At 50.0% G+C, this 18,636-nt stretch carries 14 protein-coding genes, 1 pseudogene and 1 riboswitch; of the genes and pseudogenes, 9 read left to right on the forward strand and 6 right to left on the reverse strand.

Going from position 1 to position 18,636, the window contains the following annotated elements; all coding sequences use genetic code 11:
* On the reverse strand, positions 1-1,191 hold the full coding sequence (locus tag KDW_RS29885) for an SWIM zinc finger family protein (protein ID WP_151759552.1): 1,191 nt from the start codon (positions 1,189-1,191) through the stop codon (positions 1-3).
* A 390-nt stretch (positions 1,192-1,581) separates the two neighbouring features.
* On the opposite strand from KDW_RS29885, the gene KDW_RS29890 reads away from it, so the two are divergent.
* From KDW_RS29890 to KDW_RS29900, 3 genes are all read left to right on the forward strand, one after another.
* The gene (locus KDW_RS29890) at positions 1,582-1,971 is read left to right on the forward strand and encodes a hypothetical protein (RefSeq protein ID WP_151759553.1); all 390 of its coding nucleotides are present in this window, start codon (positions 1,582-1,584) and stop codon (positions 1,969-1,971) included.
* A gap of 73 nt (positions 1,972-2,044) precedes the next feature.
* Positions 2,045-2,440: an Hsp20/alpha crystallin family protein gene (locus tag KDW_RS29895; RefSeq protein WP_151759554.1), complete on the forward strand. Its 396-nt coding sequence runs from the start codon at positions 2,045-2,047 to the stop codon at positions 2,438-2,440.
* 297 nt (positions 2,441-2,737) lie between these two features.
* The gene (locus KDW_RS29900; protein ID WP_151759555.1) at positions 2,738-3,490 is read left to right on the forward strand and encodes a hypothetical protein; all 753 of its coding nucleotides are present in this window, start codon (positions 2,738-2,740) and stop codon (positions 3,488-3,490) included.
* Positions 3,491-4,060: 570 nt separating this feature from the next.
* On the opposite strand, the gene KDW_RS29905 is transcribed toward KDW_RS29900, so the two are convergent.
* Entirely contained in the window at positions 4,061-5,806 is a 1,746-nt protein-coding gene (locus KDW_RS29905; RefSeq protein ID WP_162005747.1) for a serine hydrolase, read from the reverse strand.
* Between the two features lie 387 nt (positions 5,807-6,193).
* A riboswitch (Fluoride riboswitch) is annotated at positions 6,194-6,271 on the forward strand.
* Between the two features lie 34 nt (positions 6,272-6,305).
* Here KDW_RS29905 and crcB (KDW_RS29910) point away from each other — a divergent pair.
* Both crcB (KDW_RS29910) and crcB (KDW_RS29915) read left to right on the forward strand, forming a co-directional pair.
* Complete coding sequence (gene crcB, locus KDW_RS29910; RefSeq protein WP_162005748.1) at positions 6,306-6,713, forward strand: fluoride efflux transporter CrcB; 408 nt, start codon at positions 6,306-6,308, stop codon at positions 6,711-6,713.
* Positions 6,713-7,129 carry a fluoride efflux transporter CrcB gene (gene crcB, locus KDW_RS29915; protein ID WP_162005749.1) on the forward strand — a complete coding sequence of 139 codons (417 nt, stop codon included), beginning with the start codon at positions 6,713-6,715 and terminating at the stop codon, positions 7,127-7,129. The genes crcB (KDW_RS29910) and crcB (KDW_RS29915) overlap by 1 nt, the downstream gene beginning before the upstream one ends.
* A gap of 86 nt (positions 7,130-7,215) precedes the next feature.
* On the opposite strand, the pseudogene KDW_RS34630 reads toward crcB (KDW_RS29915), so the two are convergent.
* The 3 genes and pseudogenes from KDW_RS34630 to KDW_RS29935 form a co-directional block, all read right to left on the reverse strand.
* Positions 7,216-8,451, reverse strand: a pseudogene (locus tag KDW_RS34630) (glycoside hydrolase family 3 N-terminal domain-containing protein).
* A 195-nt stretch (positions 8,452-8,646) separates the two neighbouring features.
* A complete protein-coding gene (locus KDW_RS29930) occupies positions 8,647-10,602 on the reverse strand; it encodes a DUF4012 domain-containing protein (RefSeq protein ID WP_151759561.1) in 1,956 nt (651 codons plus the stop codon).
* A complete protein-coding gene (locus tag KDW_RS29935; protein WP_151759562.1) occupies positions 10,539-11,192 on the reverse strand; it encodes a hypothetical protein in 654 nt (217 codons plus the stop codon). The genes KDW_RS29930 and KDW_RS29935 overlap by 64 nt, the downstream gene beginning before the upstream one ends.
* Before the next feature lie 410 nt (positions 11,193-11,602).
* Here KDW_RS29935 and xylB point away from each other — a divergent pair, with 410 nt between their 5' ends.
* The 4 genes from xylB (at position 11,603) to KDW_RS29955 (ending at position 16,077) form a co-directional block, all read left to right on the forward strand.
* Positions 11,603-13,144 carry a xylulokinase gene (gene xylB, locus KDW_RS29940; protein ID WP_151759563.1) on the forward strand — a complete coding sequence of 514 codons (1,542 nt, stop codon included), beginning with the start codon at positions 11,603-11,605 and terminating at the stop codon, positions 13,142-13,144.
* A gap of 446 nt (positions 13,145-13,590) precedes the next feature.
* Positions 13,591-14,646, forward strand: coding sequence for an ABC transporter ATP-binding protein (locus tag KDW_RS29945; protein ID WP_151759564.1), 1,056 nt, complete (start codon positions 13,591-13,593; stop codon positions 14,644-14,646).
* Entirely contained in the window at positions 14,643-15,569 is a 927-nt protein-coding gene (locus tag KDW_RS29950; RefSeq protein WP_151759565.1) for an ABC transporter permease subunit, read from the forward strand. The genes KDW_RS29945 and KDW_RS29950 overlap by 4 nt, the downstream gene beginning before the upstream one ends.
* Positions 15,570-15,783: 214 nt before the next feature.
* Positions 15,784-16,077: a hypothetical protein gene (locus KDW_RS29955; protein WP_151759566.1), complete on the forward strand. Its 294-nt coding sequence runs from the start codon at positions 15,784-15,786 to the stop codon at positions 16,075-16,077.
* Positions 16,078-16,091: 14 nt separating this feature from the next.
* Here KDW_RS29955 and KDW_RS29960 read toward each other — a convergent pair whose 3' ends face one another.
* A complete protein-coding gene (locus KDW_RS29960) occupies positions 16,092-18,170 on the reverse strand; it encodes a serine/threonine-protein kinase (RefSeq protein ID WP_162005750.1) in 2,079 nt (692 codons plus the stop codon).
* Positions 18,171-18,636 lie beyond the last annotated feature (466 nt).

The raw sequence follows: 18,636 nt of genomic DNA on the forward strand, positions 1-18,636 counted from the left end.
CTACAACACGTGATAGTGCTGATCTACCATGATCCCAAACGGGAAAAGCGTTTCTCCATCCCACTCGCCCGCGAAATCGACGGGATAACCACCCGAGATGGCGAGCATTTTCCAGTGGTCAGTTGGGGTGAGTGGCAAGGCATTTCCCTGCTGATCGCCAAGATACCAGCTACGCTTCTCTTCATCGTAGATGGGGCTGGCCTGGTTCAGGATGCAGAGAAAGCGTTCCTGCCATGGTTGTTGGGTTAACTGGCTGGCCACATCCGCCAGGAAGGCATTGATGCTGTCCACGCCAGGTAGGGTTGTTTGCATGGGTTGAACGCTGCTCTGGCGATGTATGAACAGTGCGCGTTGCGCGAATGCTCCTGGCCAGCAGGCTATTTCAGCTTCTTGATGAAAGCCGAGAGGATAATGTTCGGTATAAGATGCCCCGGCAAAAGCGAATTGAAGGATATAGCTGCTACGCCGGGTGCGTGTACCCCAGAGCCAGGTGCGCTGTGACCGACCACGTTGATGCAGGCTTTCCTGCCTTTGTCCCAGAAACAACCAATCGTCTGTGATATGGGTACCACGTTCAATGACTTCTGGTTCTTTGACTGTCCAGCCAATCAACTGGCGAATCTCTTCCTGGAGATCAGGGTTCGCGCGCTCCAGCTGTTGATATGCTTCTGTCAGTAGAGCGAGCTTGCCAAGCTGTGCTAATAATTTGGCGGTCCATGTTTTTGAGGCATTGGGAATATCCTCCAGTGCGCGGATACGGGCAGCCAGCCCCGAGGCCTGGGCATCCACCATCTGCGCCGCCTGTTGCTCCCAGAAGGTCGTTGGGAGAGACTCCACGCTCCCCAGTCCATTGCGCATAAGATCATTGAGCCAGAGATCTAATTGTTCAATTCCCCGCTGTACTTTTGCCTGACGTTTGTCTTTGCTTTGACTGGCTTTTTTATTTGAAGTGGTTGATTGCTCATCTTTTGACGCCAGCGTCTCCTGACGTTTCTGGGTAGCGGCTCGTTTCTTCAGCCATGTGTTCACCCACTCGGGTGGCTCACCCTCGATAAATTCTCCAGGCGATCCAGCGGCTAAGAAGAGCAGGCCCAGGCTATGCTTACAAGGCAGTTTACGGCTAGGACAACTGCATTGGGTGGAGAAACTGGTGAGGTCAACCCGTACCTGGTAAAGGGCACTTCCTGGCACTCACCCCATAGTGCCCGGGTATTTTGTCCCAGGTTTTGCCAATGCTTTGGGATTGCGAGTTTTTTACCAGCCTTTTCGGCACTGGCATCCAATGCCATCTTACTGACTTGATCGGTGGTGATGGTTAATTCCATGGATGTTTCCCCCGAAGAAGTTTTTTTTGTGTTCTACCTCTCTATTCTTTCTCAGCAGGCGAGATATGGCAATCTTTCGGTACTATTTGAGGCTGAGTTGAGTGCCACGCGCACGGTTGGCTTGAAACTTCCTTCCTTATCAGTACGTGAGAGTGGTAGCACTTACATGTATTCAAGCACTCAATTTTCATGAGAATGTATACGCGAGATAGTAGAAGGCATGGAGTGCTTTTCCACTAAGAATGGAGGCATAAAGATGGATAATCAACGCGATCAAGAATATAGAGACAACTCTGAGCAGCAGGACAAGCGTGTGCAAGAGTTGAATGCGGAAGCGATAGCTAAAGGTACTACACCTGAAAAATTGAAGCAGGAGCGTTCTCAGGGAGACCATCCTGTGCCTGGTCAGAAACCTTCGCATCGAATGGTGGATGGCTACGCTGAGACTCAGGGCGAAGATTATGCGCAGCCACAGCGTGATGAGCGCGAGGGCTATGATCCTGCCCATAGCGGTGTCAGACATCCCCAGAATAAGCCGGGTGCTCCGACAGAAACTCCGGGCCGTGATGAAGGTACTGCCTGGTCCTCTCAGGAACAAATGGGAAGCTTGCGCGATACCTACGATAAGAAAAATCCCGCCCAATAGCAAGTGTATCCTCTGGCTATCGTCGTAAACTGGTTTGCGGTTCAAGAATCAGGAACATCGAAAGGTAGATAGTATGCAAGAGAAGGCTAAAATCCAGCACATTCCTATCAAGATGTATCGTACCCCTGATCGTTTAATGGTTGCTGCTCCCATGCCCGGACTACAGCCAGAGGATATTACGGCCGTGGTTTCTGAGAATCAGCGCCTGGTTATCCAGGGTGACTTGCGTGGTTTGCTCAAGGACATTAAAGAATTGCTGGTAGATGAGTGGAGTGTCGGGGGCTATTATCGTGAGATTGAGCTTCCATCGCCCGTGGATGGCGTCAATGCCAATGTGAGTTATGGCAATGGCGTTCTGGTCCTGGCTTTCCCTTTAAGCGCCCAAACCCAGCCTGCCACCCTGAAATTGCAGAAAACTGGCACCGACCGTGGAGAGCATGTTGGTACTGCTGGTCATCCCAGTCATTAGTAGCGGCAGCCTTCATGGCTGCCGAACCTCACCTCCCTCCGCGCCTCCCTCCATGACCGTGACGCCAGGTCCCTCAGTGCCGGAAAAAAATAATCCTCCACAATCGTGTCCTTAGGTACTCCTATTGAGACAATTACGCTCCTCGTAACGATCTCGTAACGATCAACCTGTACAATAATGAAGTATCAAAATATGTGGATGTGCGTCGTAGCGGCGGTATTTACATCTTCAAAACTCCTTTTCTGGTCCAGATTTTCAATTGTGCGGATTTCTATTTATGATAAATGAGGTGTGGATGTGTCAGTAGAATATGCAACGGCTCTGGCTGCAACAGACTCTCCGGTACCAACTCCCGTGTGCTATGTGCAGCCCGTTAGTGCGATGAGTTTGGATGAATTGGCGCAGCACTGTAAAGAAGAAATGAGAAATTATTGTCAGGGGAAAGTGGGGGATGATTGCTATGCATTGGAAATTTTTCGACGTGCCATGCGTTTACATGATGCGCAGGCGTGGGATGTTTTGCACCAGTGTTTTTCCGGTATGGTCTGCACCTGGTTGCGCCGCCACTCCAAACGTGAGCGGGCCTATGCGTTGGATAGCGAAGAGAATTATATCGCCCAGGCTTTTACCCGTTTGTGGCAGGCGAGTATGAATAATACTGAACTGAAGTTTACTTCGGTCGCCGCCGCCTTGAATTATTTGCGGGCTAGCTTGAACGGTGCGATTATGGATACGTTGCGTAGTTATACCCATGCGAACGAAGTGCCCTTACCAGAAGATAATGATACTCTCTACAATGGTGAGCCAGTCACTGAAGAGCCAGAGGACCCCAACGAAGTATGGAATGTGGTGCGTTCTTTACTCAGCGATCCACGTGAGATTCGCCTTGCCTACCTCTACTTTCACTGTGGACTCAAAGCCCGCGAGATCGTACATTTCTGTCCCCTTGAATTTGCTGAGGTTCAGGAGGTGTATCGTTTGCGCCACAACATTTTTAAGCGTCTGACCCGCAACGCAGCGCAGATTCGCTGGCGTCTCAGCTGTTTATAACCTTGCATATATCGATAGTGTTGAGAAACTGAAATAGATTGATGCTTGCCTCTATGCTATTTCAGTTTTTTGTCTCCACATGCTTGTCGCTCTTATACTGTGACACTCCGCACGCCCTGAAGGGGCGGCGGCTTCTTGCACTCCTACGTAGTCGGCCCCCTGAGTCGGTGCCTCGTTGAGGCAACTCGTTGAAGACCGTAGTGGGTGAGGAATACACTCAAGCACAGATCCACACATCTGCTCGCTTGAAGGGCGGTGCCATGCCTGTTCACCGTTTCATGCCGTACCCGACGGGTGTGCAGCCAACGTCGGGTGTTTGGCGACTTGGAAAGGGTGAACACCTTTCTCTTTCGAAAACTGATGCATGCATCAGTGGGAGGCTTTTCTTGAACGATTTTGCCTGGCAACACTTCCTAAGGCCGTACAGCCTGTGCTGTCGTGCCTTCGTTGCACCTATGCAGTATAATCCAACCATGCATTCTATGCAACAAGCAAGGGCTAAAGCCCAGGAGAAACCCGCCTATCCGCCTGGGTTTAAACCACAGCGGCTTGCTGCGGGTTACGCTTTTGTCAGGAGAGCAGGCTGGCGATACTCTTACAGACATGGCGGATGATGGCTTGTGCCGCCTCAAGCGATGGCTGTGACTGTGTATAGACTGCAATGATATACTGTTCCCGTTTCGTTACAATGATCCCGGATGAGTTGACTACCCAGAGATTGTCGGTATCGCTGATGAGCCAGCCGTTCTTCATGGCAATGCTTGCTCCTGGCTGTGCGGTATCGCCAATGCCAAAGCGTTGATCGGGTTCGATATGGCTCATCAAGTCGAGAGCGAGCGCACGATGATGTGGTGTCAGAATTTTACCAGTCGTGAGCAAGGTGAGCAGGTCAACCATCATCTGAGGCGAAAGTTGCCAATTTCCCCAGGCATCAGGATCGGCCGTGAAATTGTTCAGACCAATTTTATGCAAAAATGCGGCCAGCCCGGCAGCATCACCAATCTGGTTATAGTAGATTATTGAGGTGGAATCATTGTTGGAATTTTCGATCATGCTTGTGAGTAGAAACATGGCCTGCTCATCTGGTTCATGCTTCTGATGCTCTAGCAGATCCAAAAATGCCAGCATAATTGGGATTTTGATGGCACTTGCTGCGATAAATTGCCTGTCGGTATTGTAGACATAGGTGCGGTTGCGGCTCAGATCATAGACGCTCATGCCCACATTGGACCCGATTGTCGTGAGGTAGTGGGCCAGTTGGGGTGATAAGATGTCGACCGTGCTCCAGATGCCTGTGCTTATGGGCTTATCGAAGGTGCTGGCAGACGCCATCATCCAACCTGTACTCACTCGTTTGAAAGAAGCCCATTGGACCCGATACCAGAGCTGACCTTCTACCCATGTTGTTGCGCCCAGCAAGGTGAGAGGAAAATGTGGTCCGATGTGGGCCAGGACTTGATTGATTCCTGGTCGTGTCATCAACACGGTCTCCTGTTGGGACCAGACCGGCTGTTGTTGTGTTAGCGTGATTGCTGGAAAATTGAAGGTTCGCAAATAATCGATGCCTGTGGGCAAGCGTTGGATGGCTGGTTGACCTGTCGTGCCTGGACTATCCCAGTCCAGGAGCAGGCCGTCATGTAAGAACGCCTGGGTAAGCATATGATGTGGCTGGCCATTGAAACTGATAGTAAATGGTAATGCCTCGGTGAGGGGCGTACCAAAATCCTTTTGCCAGCCATGCGGCGCAACCGTGGGTTGGTTTATGTAGGTCCAGAAGATGGAAGGAATGCGGTGCCCAACCCTGGTTTTACCACGATGTCCAACTGGAATGATGATATCTTGCTTTTCAGGCATGGAGAGATAGTCGATCCGTGGCCTGCCCGGGAGGGGCTGTACAAAATCGGGGGCAGTAGCTTTACGCAGATCAACATAGGTTGTCGTACTCCCTTGTCCACCAAGTGGTACCAGGCTTCCAGCCGTCAGCAGTGCCTGGAGTAATGGTAAGCGCACGATCCCTGTCGGTGCATCTTTCAGACCGGCATTTATTAAATCATCCATATTTGTCGATGAAGTTTGTACAGGCAGTGTATGTTTGAGCGGATCGAATAAGGCTCCATTTTCAAAGAACTGCAGCCAGCCCTGCTGGATTGGGAAGGCAGAGGTGAGGGGATGCCCCAGATTTTGTGCGCCCGCGTAGCGCTGATAATATGGCTGGAAGAATGGTGCTACCGTTTCACGTTGAAAGAACGCTGTGAAATTGGCATAGGGTGGGGTGACACTGCTGGCCTGATTCCACCTCTCGACCTCAGGGTTCATGACCACTTTTTCAGCCATAAATCTGTGAGGTAATTGCTGGAGGAAGGTGAGAAACGTACCTGTATTGGATACGAAGGATAGTACCAGGAGAAGTGTTATGATTTTAAGGAAAATAATGAATTTGCCTGTTTTTATCGAGTCTGCCTGTTTGCTTTTCCCTTTAAAATTCATATTTACCTTCTCTGATCTTTATGTAGCAGAATTCAGGTACATCTATGGGGATAACTTTCATCTTTCTTATCGACAGCATTATTTTTTTCAATAGGGCTAAAATACCCCAAAACATGAGATAATGATGGAGTTTGCTTGCTCGTTTGTGGTGTGGCAGGTGAAAAATATTTTTGTAAATTCCACCATTCTATGTTATAATTTATAGACAAAATAAAAAACAACGTTGGCGATGGAACTCGCCAGGCCATCTATACGCTGGCCGAACTGCGCAATGCTGATGGCTCCTGACAACCAGGAAAAATATATATGGTTGTCAGGAGCTTTTTTTATGCACGTATTGATGCTCACTATGCTGGAGGGATGTTTTCTGTTACAACTAGTATTTATCGGGCTTGCCGGAGCGCTGGGGGCCGTGGCACGCTATATGTTGGGACATGTTATTACTCAATCTGTTGGCTCAAATTTTCCTTATGGTACCCTGGTGATTAATCTTAGTGGATCGTTCTTGATTGGTCTGGTGTTTGCTTTAACCGCTCACCACCTGCTGAGTCCCGCGCTGCAACTGATCCTGGCAACTGGATTTCTGGGAGGCTACACGACCTTTAGCACGATGTCCTGGGAAGGCGTGCAGCTGGCTCGTGGCAGTATCAGATTGAGCGTGTTATACCTGGGAGCCACTTACCTTTTTGGTCTGCTGGCCGTTGCCGGCGGGATCGCACTGGGATGGTGGCTGTAATGGTGAAAAAAGATCTGTATATTCATCGCCTGTTGATGGTTTTTAGTGGTGGTTTTCTGGGAACGATGGCGCGCTATTTGTTAAGTCAGGCGCTTCAGGGAGCCTGGGGAAAAGGTTGGCCTTACGATATCTTGCTGATCAACCTCACCGGTGCTTTTGCTCTGGCCTTTCTGACCATGCTCGCGGATGCCGCGCTCTTTATTGGTCCCAGGCGGCGCTTAGTCCTGAACGTAGGTTTTCTGGGAGCCTATACCACCTTTAGCAGTTTAGCCCTGGGTGATATGACCCTGCTCACAGGCCAGAAGCTCTTGCTGGCTCTCCTCTACCTTGTCTGTAGCCTGGGTGGCGGCATGATCGCTGTGCTGCTTGGACAACTGGCTGCCCTCTGGCTTATTCGCCGTCAAAAAGGTGCGTAGCCGGTGACAATAAAGAAATAAAGGTCTCCATCCTCATGAGGATGGAGACCTGAAAATACATGGTAGGGCACAATCACCATAAGTTTTTATTTGATAATGCCATATTTAATCTTCATCTGCAAAATACGGGTTACTGATTGGTCAACTTGCGACTGTGGTAATGAACCATCCTGAATGGAGGCATTGAGAGCTGCCAATATGCTGGTGATCTGCTCTGGTGTCGATGGACCTTCGATCATATCATTGCCCGCTTTGATGGCCTGGACACAGGTCTGGGTGAATTGATCGCTGGTAGGGACAACACCATTGTATAAGCCCTTCATATACAATCCATCAGTAATGATGACACCATTGAAGTTGAGATTATTGCGTAAATAATGCACAACTTTTGGGTGAAAGTTCAGCGGGCGTATTGGGATCCAGCGCTTGCGTGATGACATCTGTGGTCATGACCATGGCAGGATCCTGCTGTTTGATGATTTTCTGATAGGGACAAAATCAGTCTTCTGTAAATTATCCATACTTTTGGTCACAATGGGTAGTCCAGAGTGAGGATCGACGTCATCAGAAGAACCAAGCCCAGGGAAATGTTTGAGGGTTCCTGGTATACCATTGTCCTGTAAACCCTTGATAAAAGTGCCTGCATATGTCGTCACCGTATCAGGATTATCGCTGAAGAAGCGTGGTCCATAGATCGTGTTATCAGGACCAACATCGACGACTGGGGCCAGGTTGGCATTGATGCCCAGTTGTTTGAGGTCCGAGGCATCGGTCTTGGCCTGCTCATAGGCGGTATTTGGATCACCTGACTGCGTCATCTGTTCAGCGGACGGTTTGGGCCCGAAAAACGCAGATGTTTTACTGACCGTTCCGCCTTCCTGATCAATGGCGATCAGTGGGGCAACGGCTGCATCGGTGGTAGCTTGAGCCGAAAATGCATGCAGGCTATCGACCGTGTTGTTTGGCCAGGCAAAATTACCATCGCTCTCCTGATACAAAAAGCTTCCGACATGCTGTTGAGCTACCATTTGTTGTAGTCCACTGACAGTATAGTCGTGGCCGATAAACTCAACCATAATCAGCTGGGCAAATTTGTCATTCAGGCTCATCTTCTTGAGGATGAGTTGCGCTTTGGTTTTGATGGGATCGGGTGTTGGTGTCGGTTTGGCGACGTTACTCGTTGTGTTGTTACTAGAAGGACTGACATAGGAAGATACATCAGAAGAAAATGAAGAACATCCACTTAACAGGCAAATGCAACTAAGTAGAAATAAGGAGAAGAGGGTAAGCCTCTTTTTATGCACTGCATAATCCTTTTGCATTGTACAGCTCCACAAAGATCTTATAGCGACCAGCAATATATTTAGTCGACGTTAGTTATTATAAAGCAATAGTTGTGTTATATTGCACATTCATTCAAAAGGTAGCCCTTTTAGGAGGGACCCCAGGGGATTGCAATTCCCCTGGCATGGAATATGTGGCCCTCCACTTATGTATGTACCGTTGCAGCATCATTATTATTTTCGCTGCAATGAACAACTGGCTGCCTGCCGTTTCAGGTTAAACATTGTATCCTGGCCACTGATAGTGCCAGAGAAATGTGTGTCGCCTGAATTACAAGCCGTGGATTTCACTGTCAGATCCACCTGTGGATTAACGCTGGCCTGCGGCTGGAACATCAGACTATAATTGTTCTGACTCAATGGCGGTACCGTCCACGACAGCGTGATCGTCAATTTACAATCGGGTGGAATAATCGCCCACCCTCCAAACATCGCGCGCCCCGTCTCATCGCTATCCGGGTTGGTCGGCTTACCAATCGGGTTCAGCGCGGCTATATTACTTCCTAAGCTATTTATATGCCTGGTGGGAGGATCAACTTGTGGTGTCGCAGAAGTACATACCAGGGAACCATCGTTGTAGACATCCTGCTGGCAAGGCGGGTAACCCGCTGCTGTTGATCCACAAACTGCTCCGTCATTTATTTGCGAGAAGCCATTCCCACTGACCAGCGTACTATCCTTTGGCACATACACGCGCACATAATCCTGATACGTATCGGGCCCGTAGACATCACCTTTTTTCTGATAATTCAGTACTATATTTAGTGAGTGGGTGGCGTTGTTTTGTTGATCCAGTGTGACCGTATCCTTGATAGTGGTTGTGACATACTGGGAGGCTTTGCTGGCACTCAAATTTTCCTGCACAACATACAGGCCATCGTGGGTGTTTGAGCGGTCCATCGACGCGGTTGAGCCATATTTAGCAATCAAGGCTTCAAGCTGGGGATTCGCTACATATACTTGCAGGTCCTTAGTCTTCATGGCCTGGAACATTTGCGCGCCCATTGGGGCTAACTGGGCAACCGGTATATGCATAACGTTACCCATCAATGCTTGCGTAACACGTCGTGTAAAGGCTTTACGCGCCAGCTCATGGTCATGTTGGTGCTCAATTACTATCTCACGATAAATGCCCTTATTATCCAATTGATAATAATGCAATTTGGCTTCAAGATTTTGCTCGGTAACGGTTTCCCCATATTCAGCAATGGTGATAGGGCCAGTGACATGTAAAATTTGTTTAATCAAAGCTGGTGTAAAGAGGATCACGCCGCTGAGCGGTGTCCCAAACTCACCGGTATAATACTGCATAATAGTCTGGGCGGTGGTCGGAAAATCAGCGGAGACATTGGCATCACGCACACCAAAATTGTCAACTGGCCACCAGGCATCAAATGGAGGTGGCGCGTGTTGTTGTGTGACTTTATCGTACAATATTGGATTAAGCGGTTTGGAACCACCAACTGTAGGATCCGAATGATCTTCTTCGTAGGCGCCGATATTTTGCATGTTGAGCTTGTTCATATGACCACCGTTGAAGGTCAGTTCACCAAATTGTCCGGTGAAGCCGCCGGTGGATCGTAGCTCGGCGCTATCCATTGGTTCCAGCAGAAATGTGCGTGGTTGATCGACACCAATCATCCAGCCGAATGCCTCGCGTACACCCGGCCCTTGCGCAAGGAGGGTATGGACGGTCGGGAGTAATGGTAACAGAGATGACAGGGTATGACTCTGGCTGGCAGTAAGGGGCAAGCCATCAAGGGATACACCTTGCGAGTAATCACTCATATCCTTAAAAACTGGCAGGAGTGTATCCAGATCCTGATTGAGGGCTGCAAATACTTCTTTTGTGATGTAGGGTTTGGGATGGGCCGTGTCTTTGTCCGCGGCACTCGCGCGTAGCGTGGCTACCATCTCAGGAGAATGTTTCATTGCCGTCGAAATCAGCTTGTCGCCGATGACGGTTGCATCCGTGGCAATATGCGTCAGTGAACGAGCGGCATTGATCTGCGAGGGCAGTAATGAGCCCACAAGGCCAATTGAGCCATCATGATCAAATTCATCACTTAAACTGGCAAAATCGTTGTGTGCTGCCGCGATCTCTTTTTGCGCCTGTTGGAGTTTGTCCATCTCGAAATAATGTGAGTAATCTCCCTTGGGGCGCCGCTAAAAACCGCCTGGGCTGCTTGCAAATGGCCGATGGCACCTCTGACCTGGCTGTAGAGGATAATACCGTTGACTGCTTCAAATAAGCCGAACAAGGATGGGATCAAGAGCGCAAAGACCAGGATGATAGACATGATTTTCCCTGGTCCTGAGAGTCTCTGGTAGCGGTTGCGGGCACGCTGAATCAAGCGCCTCTTTTTCGCGCGCGCGGCCACCTCTGGCGGCAGTCCCCAGTTAGGTCTGGACGGGGTACCAGATGGCTGCGGCGGAAAATTCATTCCAGAAGCATTGGCATTATTCCGGGCACCATACTGTTGCCGATCTAATAGCGGTTTGGTCTTATATTGCCGATCTAGTAGCGGCCTGGTCTTATATGGTGATTGCATATTGGGCTGTAGTGCGCCCGTGATGCGATTGTTATTCGTTCCTGTGCCTGGATAAGGATGGTTTCCACCTATCGGTTGCTGTCCATGCAAAGGTTGGTCAGGGCGTGGCGCTAACTGACCAGATGGATAAGGTGAACGAAAATTATTTTGCCCAGGTGGTTCAGGCATTCATGCCTCCATCATAAATATTGAAAGTAATAAATATTAAGCACTCATACGGCATTCGTAAAAATACTTATGAACCATACAATACTATAATATCGCATAAGAGCTGGCGAATATCTCTCAATTAGTATTTATGGTTCTGTTCAGCTTATCTGATTCCTGGCGAGAATTGCAGAGTAACGCTACCACTCGTGTCCTGATGAGCTTGAGCACATACCTGTGCAGGCGGTAGAAAGAGCCAATCTGAAAACTACCGGCCTTTCTCGTCTTTGCGTGCAGCCAATGGAATTTTAGCGTACAATCAAATCAAGCACACGTCCTTTTTGGTGTGTGATCAAAGCAGCGTTGACACGAACCAGACAACCGCTGTGTATCTCTGGTTTGTTTTCATTGTAGTTGTAAAGGAGTATGGTATGCAAACACTTCTGGGGATCGATCTTGGCACGACCGGTGTTAAGGCCGCCCTTTTCGCGGTTGACGATGGGCGTGTGATCGCCGATGCTTTTTTCGATTATCCTCTCTTTCACCCTCATCCAGGTTGGGCTGAACAAAATCCAGCGGACTGGTGGGATGCGACGGTTTCCGCGATCCGTTTGTGTTTGCAGCAGGGAGCCAGACAGGGCGCATCCGCTGAAGATGTGCGTGGGCTGGGTATTTCGGGACAGATGCACGGGGTGGTTTTGTTGGATGCCAACCAGCAGGTGTTGCGTCCATGTATTATCTGGGCTGATCAGCGTAGCGATGAGCAGTGTCGCTGGATCACGGAGAAGGTGGGTGCCAGTAAGCTCATTGAATATGTGAGTAATCCAGCGCTAACTGGATTCTCAGCTCCCAAGTTGCTCTGGGTGCGTGATCATGAGCCAGATGTATTTGCGCGTGCCCATACCATGCTACTGCCAAAGGACTATATCCGCTATCGCCTGACGGGCGTCCTGGCGATGGAGATCTCGGATGCCGCCGGTACCTGTTTGCTGGATGTGCAGCATGGCGCCTGGTCCCAGGAGGTGCTGGCCGCGCTCGAACTGGATCCTGGACTGTTGCCGCCTGTTGTACCTGCGGATGCCGCCAGCGGGATGATTACAAAAGAGGTTGCTGAACTGACTGGACTCCACGCTGGCATGCCGGTAGCCGGTGGTGGCGCTGATAATGCCTGTGGTGCGGTTGGGAATGGGGTGGTGGAGCCGGGTCTGGCTCTGGTCTCGGTAGGTACGAGCGGAATTGTTCTGGCCCATGCCAACTCACCGCAGGTCGATACCTCGGGTCCTGTGCCTCGCGTCCACACCTTTAATCATGCTGTGCCGCATGCCTGGTACCTGATGGGCGTCACCCAGGGCGCTGGACTCTCGTTACGCTGGCTGCGCGACAATATCGGCCTGCCCGAGCGAGCCCTGGAGCGCTGGACCGGCATTGATTCGTATGAGACATTGGGCAAGGAAGCTGAAAGTGTGCCTGCTGGCAGTGAAGGCCTGATCTTCCTGCCCTATTTACAGGGCGAGCGCACCCCGCATCTGGATGCCCATGCTCGTGGCGGTTGGATCGGGCTCACGGCCAGCCATGATCGTCGCCACCTGGTCCGTTCTGTGCTTGAAGGGGTAGCCTTTAGCTTGAAGGATTGTTATGGCATCATCCGCGAGCAAGGACTACAATTAAATCAGGTCCGTGCTACCGGCGGCGGAGCTAAAAGTGCCTTATGGCGTCAGATCATTGCTGATGTCCTTGAGGTTGAGCTCGTCGTAACTAATTCCTCTGAAGGACCAGCCTTTGGCGCAGCCCTGCTGGCCGGAGTCGCAAGAGGAGCTTATAGCTCGGTGCAGGAAGCCTGTGCCCGGACTGTTCGTATCACCAAACGTACCGAACCCAATGCTCAGGTAGCCCCGGCCTATCAGCAGGCCTACGCCGTCTATCAGGCGCTCTATCCAGCCCTGAAGCCCATTATCAGCCGACCGCTTGCATAGTATCTGGTATGAAAAAGCATGCGACTGGATTACATAGTGAGAGCCAGTTGCATGCTCTTGCAAAGCAATCATGAAGGGTTTGCACCTTACTCAGCGTGCTCTTTTTGCTTTGCTTTAACCACATTGTGGTAATAGTCGCAGCGATCCGTGATCGGACATTTGTGGCACTGTGGATGCTCATATACACGGACTACCCATGGTCAGACGTTTCTAGCCCGTCCTTTTTGTCAGCTATCTTTCCTCTTCTCCCTACAGACCTGAACTGCGACAGTTTTGCGACACCTTTGCGACAATTCATTACCATATTTTTGTGTTTTTCACTGTATAGTATGTTGAGCATATGAATAGAAGGAATAAAATGATACACATGTGTCAAAGGCGAAACTGTAATTGTGATTTATATGTATAGCATGGCTGGCTGTACATAGTGATTGAGAAGGCGACATATGGATAAAGAAATAAGCGCAAACGGCAGTCAAACTGCTCGCGAGACGGTGCTAGAGCTACGTCACCTGACACGTAAATTTGGTCAAAGGATTGCGGTCAATGAGCTCGATTTACAGGTCTATCGCGGCGATGTCTTTGGTCTGTTAGGTCCTAATGGCTCGGGCAAAACAACAACTATTCGTATGATTGTCAATCTGGTCAGACCAAACGTGGGAGAAGTGCTGTTGTTTGGACAATCTTTACAGCAAAGGCATTTCTCAACCTCTATCCTGGGTCGAGTTGGTTCGCTTATCGAGCAACCTACGTTTTATCCATTCCTTTCGGGACAGGATAATTTACTTGGCATTGCGTCGTTTGCAGGTATGTCAGATACACAGGTGACGCGTTCGCGCATTGATGAGTCATTGGAACTGGTTGGTTTAGCGGATCGCAGGAAAGATCGGGTTCAGACCTACTCATTAGGTATGAAGCAGCGCCTGGGTATTGCCGCTGCGTTACTGCAACGCCCCGATCTGGTTATTCTGGATGAGCCAACCAATGGCCTGGATCCCGCTGGCGTTTTTCATATTCGGCAAATCATTCAGCATATTGCCCGGCAGGGCATTACCATTGTTGTATCCAGCCATCTGCTCTATGAAGTGGAACAGATGTGTTCGCGTGTGGCTATTCTAGAGCAGGGAAAGCTCTTAGTTCAAGATGAAGTACAGAATTTATTACAGAAACATCGCGGTATGACGGTGATGTTTGATGATGCATCGGTGCTGGAAAAAGCTTTCAGTGCCATGCGGGTGTTCATTACCCAACAATCCTGGCTTCAGGGTTGTCAGGTTCTTCATGCGGATCCTAACGACAAAGGTCCAATTGGTGAATATGCATTGTCGATTGATTGCCCGAGCGAGTATGCCAGTCGTTTGAATCGTCTGCTAGGTGAGCAGGGGATCTATGCCGCTGAAATTCGCCGCCAGAAATTAACATTGGAAGATTTCTTTTTGCGCTTGACGGCTCAGCCGCAGCATATGCAGCCTGATCAGAAAAAGGAGGGTGCCGGCGTATGAAATCATTCGCTATTCAGCAACAAGCTACGGTAAATGCTGACGCCGGATCATGGGCGCATTTCTGGTTGCTGGTACGCTGGCATTTGCTGCTCATCCAGAAGCGCAAAACAGGCAAGGTGATTCCTGGTTGTTTACTTGGCGTAGTGGGGATGCCTGTGCTGATTATTATACTGGCTCAGTTATTGAATCCTGTGGTACGGACCGGCAATCATATTGCGATATTGCCTTTATTGATGTGGTTCACCAACTTTGCGCTCTTTTTATTTGGGAGCATCCTGATTGCTACTATGACCTGTATCCTGGTTGGCAGTGAATATAGTCTGGGCACCTTTCGGCAGATGCTCACACGGGGTGCCAGCCGCAGCCAGGTGCTGTTTTCGCAAGTCGTGGCCCTTACACTCTATATTCTGGCCCTCATGACCAGCATTTTTCTACTGGTGGCGGTATTGGGAAGCCTCACCAGTCTCTATATTCATGACTACTCCTACTTATCGCCCGTCCTCTGGCGCAACATTGGTTTAAGTTTTGTGACAGTAGCTGTGCGCTTATTGCTTTTTGCCTGCCTGGCCTTTTTTCTGACCACCGTTAGCCGCTCTACTGTCGTTGGTATTGCAGGTGCCTGGGGATATCTGCTGCTAGAAAGTATTGTGACGACGATACTGCTAGGAATGTCCATGCAATTGGGGAGGCCTGCTATCTATCTGGCGGCTATTTTACCCGGCAATATCACAACTACCCTGAATCAATATGTTATTCTGATGCTTTTTCCACAGGGTAGTGGGATTTCTGGTACCTTTCTGGCGGGACACAGTTTTGATGCCAGCCTGAACTGGCCAATCGTTCTTCTGATTATCGGTGCCTATGTTGTGTTTACTATTGGATGTAGCTATGTGCTCTACACGAGAAGGAATCTGGACATATAAGTTTCGTAAGGCATGGTTCAATGAAAGCGCAAAGGTCGATGACATCTGGTGTTGAGACAAAGCGGGCAAAAAACAGTCGTACCGGCAGCGCTGGTCGCCAATATTTTTTGTTGAAGCGCTTTTGTGGCCATAAAAAATAGTACGTGGAGAGGGCGCCACACGCGGAGGTCGGCATGCGGCGTGATGGTGGAGCGAGGGGCTCAACGAGCATCGCATGCCTGTGGCGCCTACACCGAGACGGATCCTGTTTCGTGATCCTCTCCGAGAAGGTACGGGGAGGATCCACACGATCCCTGTAGGCGCCACAGCACTGCGAGTCGTTCTTGCACGCTGGCCTGCGCAAACGCAGCAGTGCGGCCTCCGCGTGTGGCGCCCTCTCGACGTACACCTTGCTTGCTGGTCACGTCGAACCATCTCTCAACGTCTCGCTAACCGAAAAGTATTGGCGACCAGCGCTGCCGGTACTTTGGTTTCTCCTGCGCTCAAGAATTCTGAAAAGAATTCTTGAGCGCCATTGTCGTGTTAGCTGAGCTGGAAGGCGTAGATTTCGTTGGTGTTGATTAAGAGCCAGCCGTTGGAGACATAGGGGCGGCTCACTCTGCCACCATGCATTTTCATCGAATGGATGAGTTTGCCATGCTGGGTGTCCAGCATGTAGACTTCCTGGCTGCTGGTTGTCAGATAGACGATGCCATCAACGACCAGTGGGGTCGCGCTGATCTCGTTTCTGAGGTAGGCGGCCCATAGCTTCTGTCCGGTGGCCAGATTGATGGCCAGCAACTGGGTACGTGCTGTGCTGGTCGCAAAGGTTCCTTCGGTGCTGATATAGGCGATGCCATCTTCGATCTCGACCTCATTGGTAATCTGGTTTTCGAGTGGCAATGACCAGTAGGTTGCGCCACTATGCATATCCAGTGCGTAGAGCTGATCGTTGTAGACACAGATACAGACCACGTGTTCATCGAAGGGAACGGTGGCATAGACCTGACCAACATCAGCATAGGTAGCTATTTTCTGGCCGCGCTCAGCATCAACGGCGTAGCAGTGTCCCCGCTCTGTGGAGATATATACCACGTTATTGACGATCATCGGTCGGCCTTGCAGGGGTGCCTTCAACGTGACATCCCAGTATTGCTGGCCAGTGGCTACGTTGAGTGCATAGACGGCATGCTCTGAATGCACATAGATAATGTCGTTGAAGATGGTTGGGGTTGCCCTTAAAGGCTCATCCGTCTCATTCACCCAGAAGGCTTCGCCCGTATCCGCGTCCAGGGCGGCTATCTTGCCACCGCCCTGACGTGTACCAGAACAGACATAGAGCAAGCCATCACTGACAACCGGGGCTGCATAAATGCCGCCGTTGGCTTTATAGGACCAGAGATGTTCGCCGGTCGAGATATCGAGGGCGCGTAAGTGGCGTGCCACCCCGGTAAGATCATTGTTGGTGGTGAACGTACCAGCATAAATGATACCATTGGCAACGGTTGCCTCGGAATAATAGACATCCTGCAGTCCACTGGTCGTGTTCCAGATCGGCGTCAGTTGGTCCATCTGCCTGGTTGGTTGCCGGGTCGCGTTTGGATTCTGTTTATGTTTCTGTAAGAATTTGGGGAGCGTAACCGGATTATCTGGTCCAGCCGGTTTGCGCTCACGCGTCGGGGGATTCGTGTCAATAATACTCTGCTGTGCTTCCGCCTGCGTTGTATGCGATATTTTTTTTGCCTGGTTGGTTTTTTTTGCCTGTCTGGTTGCAGTGCGCTTTTGTCCAGTTCTGGGGCTGCTCAGTGCGCTCTGCAGGACCTGAATGAATTCCGCGACGCTTTCAAAGCGGTCGTCGCGCTCTTTGGATAAGGCTTTCAAGAGGGCGGCAGCCATAGCTGGTGAAAGATCAGCATTCAGATCACGTGGATCGATGGGGGCTTCAAAAATATGTTTGTAACCAATGATGTAAGGATCATCGGAGATAAATAGTTGCTGCCCGGTCAGGATCTCGTAGGCGATACAGCCCAGGGCGTATTGATCACTTTTCTTGCTGAGCTTCCCTTTAAATTGTTCCGGTGACATATAGGCAGGTGTGCCGATCTCATCGACGCGCCGTGTCTTCTGGATCTCCAGAGCAATGCCAAAGTCGGCCAGTACGGCATCATCTTTGGCGTTAAATAAGATGTTGGCGGGCTTGAGATCGCGGTGGACGACATCCATGTCATGGGCATGTTGTAGTCCTGCCCCTACTTGCGTTAAGATCGTAACTGCCTCTTCAACCTGCATCGGTGCGCCATCAAGTTGATCCAGGCGATCTCGTAGAGAGCCACCTGGTGCATATTCAGCCACGAAGAAAGGATAACCTTCATACAGGTTCGCATCTATGACCGGCAGAATATTGGGGTGGGCCAGATTATCGAGAATGACGGCTTCCTGAAAAAAACGATCAAATTCTTCTTGTGAATTTAAAACAGTATTCAATACTTTAATGGCTACCGGAGGTTTCTGGGTCAGCAAAAAATGTTTACCCAGATAGACACTACCAAAAGCACCATGCCCCAGTGATTCCGCAAGTATGTAACTAGCTAATTGCTTGCCTAATAATTCATCCTTCACCATACGCATCCTTTGCACCAAGAAACTATACTCTTTATATCAAATGAAATTATATACGATTTGTCCTATATTATGAATAGCAGGCCATTCAATCGTGTGAGCGGCGTTCACGATGGCTTTTTAATAGCATGTATGCCATTGAAGTGCTATTGTGAACACTGCTTTACATGTATAGCATACCTCAACATCATCCGCTTCTGTTTGAAGAAATCCACCAGATGGTTCCACCCTTGGATGGATGGCGGGCTGCCGCTGACCTCATTATACTATGCATAACATTCTTCCTGAGATGGGGAGAGCGCCACTCTTACCGGGGGAGAGTGTTGCCCACCACACTCGGACGCCTGCGGCGCCGATACTTCTTTTATTTTATGGTGCCAGAACATGTGCGCAGACACACATGTTCTGGCACCATAAAATAAACCCTGGTGAGCGACACATGCGCGAGGCAGCAGAACAAAAAAGGCCA

The sequence above is a fragment of the Dictyobacter vulcani genome, from assembly GCF_008974265.1.
In the GTDB taxonomy this organism is placed as follows: Bacteria; Chloroflexota; Ktedonobacteria; order Ktedonobacterales; family Ktedonobacteraceae; genus Dictyobacter; species Dictyobacter vulcani.

Coding starts and splice junctions, on each gene's coding strand:
- KDW_RS29890 (WP_151759553.1), top strand. CDS start 1,582: ATGGATAATCAACGCGATCAAGAATATAGAGACAACTCTGAGCAGCAG.
- KDW_RS29895 (WP_151759554.1), top strand. CDS start 2,045: ATGCAAGAGAAGGCTAAAATCCAGCACATTCCTATCAAGATGTATCGT.
- KDW_RS29905 (WP_162005747.1), bottom strand. CDS start 5,806: ATGAACCCTGAGGTCGAGAGGTGGAATCAGGCCAGCAGTGTCACCCCA.
- crcB (WP_162005748.1), top strand. CDS start 6,306: ATGCACGTATTGATGCTCACTATGCTGGAGGGATGTTTTCTGTTACAA.
- crcB (WP_162005749.1), top strand. CDS start 6,713: ATGGTGAAAAAAGATCTGTATATTCATCGCCTGTTGATGGTTTTTAGT.
- KDW_RS29930 (WP_151759561.1), bottom strand. CDS start 10,602: ATGGACAAACTCCAACAGGCGCAAAAAGAGATCGCGGCAGCACACAAC.
- KDW_RS29935 (WP_151759562.1), bottom strand. CDS start 11,192: ATGCCTGAACCACCTGGGCAAAATAATTTTCGTTCACCTTATCCATCT.
- xylB (WP_151759563.1), top strand. CDS start 11,603: ATGCAAACACTTCTGGGGATCGATCTTGGCACGACCGGTGTTAAGGCC.
- KDW_RS29945 (WP_151759564.1), top strand. CDS start 13,591: ATGGATAAAGAAATAAGCGCAAACGGCAGTCAAACTGCTCGCGAGACG.
- KDW_RS29950 (WP_151759565.1), top strand. CDS start 14,643: ATGAAATCATTCGCTATTCAGCAACAAGCTACGGTAAATGCTGACGCC.
- KDW_RS29955 (WP_151759566.1), top strand. CDS start 15,784: ATGCCTGTGGCGCCTACACCGAGACGGATCCTGTTTCGTGATCCTCTC.
- KDW_RS29960 (WP_162005750.1), bottom strand. CDS start 18,170: ATGGTGAAGGATGAATTATTAGGCAAGCAATTAGCTAGTTACATACTT.